Origin of the sequence: Vibrio sp. 10N.222.46.A1 (assembly GCF_041473595.1) — a bacterium.
GTDB classification, from domain to species: Bacteria; Pseudomonadota; Gammaproteobacteria; order Enterobacterales; family Vibrionaceae; genus Vibrio; species Vibrio tasmaniensis_A.
Genome location: NZ_JBFRSN010000804.1, coordinates 1 through 6,955, shown reverse-complemented (window position 1 = coordinate 6,955; position 6,955 = coordinate 1). Strand labels below are relative to the sequence as shown.

The 6,955-nt window shown below is 46.1% G+C and carries 7 protein-coding genes; all 7 read left to right on the top strand.

Translation table 11 applies throughout. The features are described from left to right. A partial coding sequence (locus AB4496_RS20340) for a putative nucleotidyltransferase substrate binding domain-containing protein (protein ID WP_372131774.1) occupies nt 1–536 on the top strand: 536 nt, incomplete at its 5' end. A gap of 11 nt (nt 537–547) precedes the next feature. Next, the gene (locus tag AB4496_RS20335; protein ID WP_009844694.1) at nt 548–1,180 is read left to right on the top strand and encodes a 3'-5' exonuclease; all 633 of its coding nucleotides are present in this window, start codon (nt 548–550) and stop codon (nt 1,178–1,180) included. 218 nt (nt 1,181–1,398) lie between these two features. Beyond that, nucleotides 1,399–3,348: an acetate--CoA ligase gene (gene acs / locus AB4496_RS20330; RefSeq protein ID WP_009844693.1), complete on the top strand. Its 1,950-nt coding sequence runs from the start codon at nt 1,399–1,401 to the stop codon at nt 3,346–3,348. A gap of 323 nt (nt 3,349–3,671) precedes the next feature. Next, on the top strand, nt 3,672–4,121 hold the full coding sequence (gene aroQ, locus AB4496_RS20325; RefSeq protein WP_009844692.1) for a type II 3-dehydroquinate dehydratase: 450 nt from the start codon (nt 3,672–3,674) through the stop codon (nt 4,119–4,121). A 74-nt stretch (nt 4,122–4,195) separates the two neighbouring features. Further along, nucleotides 4,196–4,648: an acetyl-CoA carboxylase biotin carboxyl carrier protein gene (gene accB, locus AB4496_RS20320; protein ID WP_004729736.1), complete on the top strand. Its 453-nt coding sequence runs from the start codon at nt 4,196–4,198 to the stop codon at nt 4,646–4,648. Between the two features lie 15 nt (nt 4,649–4,663). Continuing rightward, nucleotides 4,664–6,007, top strand: coding sequence for an acetyl-CoA carboxylase biotin carboxylase subunit (gene accC / locus AB4496_RS20315; RefSeq protein ID WP_009844691.1), 1,344 nt, complete (start codon nt 4,664–4,666; stop codon nt 6,005–6,007). A 188-nt stretch (nt 6,008–6,195) separates the two neighbouring features. Further along, the coding region (prmA, locus tag AB4496_RS20310) for a 50S ribosomal protein L11 methyltransferase (RefSeq protein WP_372131772.1) at nt 6,196–6,955 on the top strand (760 nt) is incomplete at its 3' end.

Below are 6,955 nucleotides of genomic sequence, written 5' to 3'. Positions count from 1 at the left end.
CGCCAGACACCGTGATGGATATCGCGATCATGGCGGATGCACACGCCGTTGCGGGTAATAGAGAGTTATTAAAACCCGTAAAGCAGCACCTAAGTGATTTGATGCTCGGACAAGAATTGATTCTGACTGAATTCTGCCGACCGGCTCTGAACTTCTCAGTACCCCTCACCCTGTTTGGCAATGTTAAACAATCCAAGTCAGGGCTCGATATCAAACAAGGCGGTATTTTCCCTATCGTGCATGGTGTGAGGGCACTCTGTCTTGAGCATGGTGTCACGGTAAACAACACCTTCGAACGCATTGAACAGTTGGTCTGTAAGAAAGTGCTTGAGCAAAGTACCGCCGATAACCTTAGTGAAGCACTCAAACAGTTCTTTAAGTGGCGCTTAGCCCAAAGACTTTCTCAGCAGCACAGTAGCAACAAGATTAACGTCAAATTGATGGAGCGAGCAGACAGAGACCTGCTTCGCCATAGCTTGCATGTGGTCAAAAAATTCAAGCAATGGCTTGGCTACCACTATCAGATACGGGATTAGGCGATTGAACGATGAATAGATTGGTTCGTTATTACTGGCATCATAAACTCAAAGGCTCTACTTATCAGCCTCTGTTTACTGCGCCTGCTAATCACGAATACGTATCTCTCGATTGTGAAACCACCAGCCTCGACCCCAATCAGGCAGAATTAGTCACCATTGCTGCGACCAAGATCATCGGTAACCGAATCATTACCAGCCAACCTTTTGAAGTCCGATTGCGCGCCCCGCAATCACTCGATTGCAATTCAATAAAAATCCACCGCATTCGTCATCAAGATCTAAAGCATGGCATCGAAGAAAAACAGGCTTTAATCGAGCTACTTAACTTCATTGGAAATCGTCCTTTAGTCGGCTATCACATCCGCTATGACAAAAAGATTCTCGACCGCGCCTGTTTAAAACAGCTTGGATTTCCACTGCCTAACCGATTAGTCGAAGTGAGCCAACTCTACCAAGACAAACTCGAAAGACAGCTGCCCAATGCCTATTTTGATCTCAGTATGGACGCCATCTGTCGCCAGCTCGATTTACCTATCCCCGTCAATAAACATGATGCATTACAAGACGCTATCTCCGCCGCCCTGATCTTTGTTCGCCTGAAACATGGTGATCTGCCCCGTTTCAACTCTTCTTATTCTTAATTCAACCACTGGCGCTTCACATAGAGAGCAACATCTCAAAAATGAACTTAACTCGCTATTTTGTAAGTGAAAAGCAACGTCTCATCCTAAAGTCTAATTGTGGAAATCGCCGTCCTAGTCGAGAGTGATAACACAACGACGGTTCTGTAATAGACCTAGAAACTGAACACAAAGGAAGTTGCCAGTTCATTAGGAATGTAGGCACAAGGAGAGATGCAATGAGTGAAGCCCACGTTTATCCGGTAAAAGAAAATATTAAATCAACCACACACGCGGATAATGACACTTACCTAGCCATGTACCAGCAATCTGTTTCTGACCCTGAAGGCTTTTGGGGTGAACACGGAAAAATCGTTGATTGGATTAAACCTTTCACACAGGTAAAAAATACCTCTTTCGACCCTGGCCACATTGATATTCGCTGGTTTGAAGATGGCACGCTTAACGTTTCGGCTAACTGTATCGACCGCCACCTTGCTGAGCGCGGTGATGAAGTCGCTATCATCTGGGAAGGCGATGATCCGGCGGATGACAAAACTCTAACTTTTAATGAACTACACAAAGAAGTGTGCCTGTTTTCAAATGCTCTAAAAGAGCAAGGCGTGCGCAAAGGTGATGTAGTTTGTTTATACATGCCAATGGTTCCTGAAGCTGCGGTTGCCATGCTGGCATGTACCCGTATCGGGGCGGTTCACACAGTGGTATTTGGCGGTTTCTCCCCAGAAGCACTGTCTGGTCGTATTATCGATTCAAATTCTAAAGTCGTTATCACTGCCGATGAAGGCGTGCGTGGTGGCCGTGCGGTTCCACTGAAGAAAAATGTCGATGAAGCACTGACGAATCCTGAAGTGAAGAACATCGAAAAGGTTGTAGTATTCAAACGTACTGGCGGCGATGTTGCATGGCACGAACACCGCGATGTATGGTGGCACGATGCTATTGCTAATGTATCTGCAGATTGCCCACCAGAAGAGATGAACGCAGAAGATCCACTATTCATCCTTTATACGTCAGGCTCAACAGGCAAACCTAAGGGTGTTATGCACACTACAGGTGGTTACCTCGTTTATGCAGCAATGACCTTCAAATACGTGTTCGATTACCAAGAAGGCGAAACTTTCTGGTGTACAGCCGATGTGGGTTGGATTACCGGTCACACATACCTTGTTTACGGACCGCTTGCCAATGGTGCAAAAACCATTCTGTTTGAAGGCGTGCCGAACTACCCGAACACCAGCCGCATGAGTGAAGTGGTCGATAAGCACCAAGTTAATATTCTTTATACTGCACCAACAGCGATTCGCGCTTTGATGGCGAAAGGCAATGAAGCCGTTGAAGGCACGTCTCGTGACAGCCTAAGAATCATGGGCTCAGTGGGTGAACCTATCAACCCAGAGGCGTGGGAGTGGTACTACAAAACAATCGGTAATGAGCAGTCTCCAATTGTTGATACATGGTGGCAAACAGAAACGGGCGGAATCTTGATTGCACCGCTACCAGGCGCAACAGACCTAAAACCGGGCTCAGCGACGCGTCCATTCTTCGGTGTGCAACCGGCGCTGGTTGATAACATGGGTAACATCATTGAGGGTGCAACAGACGGCAACCTAGTGATTCTTGACTCTTGGCCAGGCCAGATGCGTACCGTTCACGGCGATCATGACCGTTTCGAACAAACTTACTTCTCGACCTTTAAAGGCATGTACTTCACCAGTGATGGTGCTCGTCGTGATGAAGACGGTTACTACTGGATTACTGGCCGTGTTGATGACGTTCTGAACGTATCAGGTCACCGTATGGGTACCGCTGAGATTGAATCGGCTCTAGTCGCATTTGATAAGATCGCAGAGGCTGCGATTGTAGGTATCCCTCATGATATTAAAGGCCAAGCGATTTACGCTTACATCACGTTGAATGATGGTGAATTCCCGACCGCAGAGCTTCATAAAGAAGTGAAAGACTGGGTACGCAAAGAGATAGGCCCAATCGCAACGCCAGATGTACTGCACTGGACCGACTCATTACCAAAAACTCGTTCAGGTAAAATCATGCGTCGTATCCTGCGTAAGATTGCCACTGGCGATACTGGCAACCTAGGCGATACGTCGACACTGGCAGACCCAAGCGTGGTCGATAAGCTGATTGCAGAGAAAGCGGAACTGGCATAAGCAACCCGTCACATTACGTAATTACTGTTTAAAACAGCTCCTTTCTAAACCGTCACCTATGTGGCGGTTTTTTTATGGCTGATCTTGATCTCAAATATCCTCGACAAAATTAAGGCTAAGGCGCTTTTTTGTTAAGTTGGTAACAATCTCACACTCTCTCAATAGGAGATTAGACCAGTAAATTGCTGCGATTTGCGCTGAATTAGCTATAATCTGGTTCTAATTTTTAAATTTGGGTTTTTCTTACTGGAAATTATCCCCAAATTTTCAATAAAATGGCAACATTCACGTTCGTAAACACGATAAAGGAAGATAGCCCCACAATGTCTACAAAGTTTCGCATTCTAGTTTTAAATGGACCAAACCTTAATCTGTTAGGCCTTAGAGAGCCTGCACACTACGGTTCTCAAACACTTGACCAGATTATTAGCTCATTGACCGAGCAAGCGAAAACACACGATGTTGAGCTATCTCACTTACAGTCAAATCGTGAGTATGAGCTGATTGAAGCTATCCATAGTGCTTATCAAAATGTTGATTTCATTATTATCAACCCAGCGGCCTTTACACATACCAGTGTGGCGTTGCGTGATGCACTACTTGGTGTTGCTATCCCATTTATTGAGGTTCACCTATCGAATGTTCACGCACGTGAACCATTCCGTCACCACTCTTACCTGTCTGATAAAGCAGAAGGTGTGATTTGTGGCTTAGGTGCCCAAGGTTATCAATTTGCTTTGACCGCTGCGCTCAACAAGCTCAACGCAAAGTAAATAAAAACAACGAACTATTACTAACCTACTCAGTCAAAGAGTAAGTTCAATCAACAGATAAAGAGAAAGAAACAATGGATATTCGCAAAATCAAGAAGCTAATCGAATTGGTTGAAGAGTCTGGTATTTCTGAGCTAGAGATCTCTGAAGGTGAAGAGTCAGTACGAATCAGTCGTAACAGCCCTGTATCTGCAGCGCCTATTCAATATGCAGCAGCTCCAGCTCCTGTAGCGGCAGCAGCACCTGCGGCGGCACCTGTAGCTGCAGAAGCGGCAGCTCCTGCAGTTCCTGCTGGTCACCAAGTTCTTTCTCCAATGGTTGGTACTTTCTACGGCGCTCCAAGCCCAGATGCAAAACCATTCGTTAAGGTTGGTCAATCTGTAACTGCTGGCGAAACGCTATGTATCGTTGAAGCAATGAAAATGATGAACCAAATCGAAGCTGATAAATCTGGTGTTGTAACGGCTATCCTAGTTGAAGACGGTCAACCAGTAGAATTCGACCAAGCTCTAGTAATTATCGAATAATAGAGAGCACTCATTATGTTAGATAAATTAGTAATCGCGAACCGTGGTGAAATTGCACTGCGTATTCTGCGAGCATGTAAAGAGCTTGGCATCAAAACGGTAGCGGTTCACTCAACAGCTGACCGCGATCTTAAGCACGTACTGCTTGCTGACGAAACCATTTGTATCGGTCCAGCTCGTGGTATCGATAGCTACCTGAACATTCCTCGTATCATCAGCGCTGCTGAAGTAACGGGTGCAGTCGCTATCCACCCTGGCTACGGCTTCCTATCTGAAAATGCAGATTTTGCAGAACAGGTAGAGCGCAGTGGTTTTATCTTCGTTGGCCCTAAAGCTGAAACCATTCGCATGATGGGTGACAAAGTGTCAGCTATCACGTCAATGAAAAAAGCGGGTGTACCTTGTGTACCAGGTTCTGACGGTCCTCTTGACGACGACGAAGCGAAAAACAAAGCGCACGCTAAGCGCATTGGTTTCCCTGTAATCATCAAGGCTTCTGGCGGCGGCGGCGGTCGTGGTATGCGTGTTGTTCGTACTGAAAAAGAACTAACAGAAGCTATCGCAATGACTCGTGCTGAAGCAAAAGCATGTTTCAATAACGACATGGTTTACATGGAAAAATTCCTAGAAAACCCACGTCACATTGAAGTACAAGTGCTTGCAGATGGTCAAGGTAATGCTATCCACCTAGGTGAGCGTGACTGTTCAATGCAGCGTCGTCACCAGAAAGTTGTGGAAGAAGCACCAGCACCAGGTATCACTGAAGAAATGCGTAAATACATCGGCGACCGTTGTACTCGTGCATGTCTTGAGATTGGTTACCGCGGCGCAGGTACATTTGAATTCCTATACGAGAACGGTGAGTTCTACTTCATTGAAATGAACACTCGCATCCAGGTTGAGCACACGATTACTGAAATGGTAACGGGTATCGATCTAGTGAAAGAGCAACTTCGCATTGCTGCTGGTCAGCCTCTATCATTCACACAGGATGATATTAAGCTGCGCGGCCACTCAATCGAATGTCGTATCAATGCAGAAGATCCGGTGCGTTTCCTACCCTCTCCGGGTAAGATCACGCGTTTCCATGCTCCAGGTGGTATGGGCGTACGTTGGGAGTCTCACATCTACACGGGTTACACAGTGCCACCACACTACGATTCAATGATTGGTAAGCTGATCACTTACGGTGAGAACCGTGATGTTGCTATCGCTCGCATGAAGAACGCATTGGGTGAAATGATTGTTGAAGGTATTAACGTTAATACTGAGCTTCAACTGTCTATTATGAACGACGAAAACTTCCAACACGGTGGGGCAAACATCCACTACCTTGAGAAGAAGCTTGGTCTACAATAGACGCTAGCCTTCCGTAATTCGTTCTCTGTAGAACAGTAATAAATGCTCACTTCGGTGGGCATTTTTGTTTGTAAATACTCGCAATAATCAATTCATCATCCCCATTATATTCCGTGGGGTTTTGGTGAATTTGCTCATATTTTCTGCTAGACTCGCCATCCAATTTTTCTCATATAGAAGATGCAGCCATGCCTTGGATTCAAATCAAGCTTAATGCTACCAATGAAAATGCCGAACAAATCGGCGACATGTTAATGGAAGAGACTGGTGCTCTTTCTGTAACTTTCCTGGATGCACAAGATACCCCTGTATTTGAGCCTCTGCCGGGCGAAACTCGCCTTTGGGGTGATACTGACATTCTCGCGCTTTACGACGCTGAGACTGACACTGGTGTCGTTCTAGCGCAGATTAAAGCAAGCAACATGTTCCCTGCAGACTTTGCTCACAAAGTAGAGCAAATTGAAGACAAGGATTGGGAACGTGAATGGATGGACAACTTCCACCCAATGAAGTTTGGTGAGCGTTTATGGATTTGCCCTAGCTGGCGCGATATCCCTGAACCTGACGCTGTAAACGTCATGCTAGACCCTGGTCTTGCATTTGGTACCGGTACTCACCCAACAACAGCATTGTGTCTTGAATGGCTTGAAGGCCTAGACCTGACAGGCAAAACCGTGATCGATTTCGGTTGTGGTTCAGGCATCCTAGCGATCGCTGCGATCAAACTTGGCGCGGCAAAAGTTATCGGGATCGACATTGATCCTCAAGCCCTGCTTGCATCAAAAGACAACGCACAACGCAATGGCGTGGCAGAGCAACTAGAAGTGTTCTTACCACAAGATCAACCGGAAGGTTTACTTGCTGACGTTGTTGTTGCCAACATTCTTGCAGGTCCACTACGCGACCTTTCTGGCATCATTAAAGGTCTAGTAAAGCCAAATGGTGTAC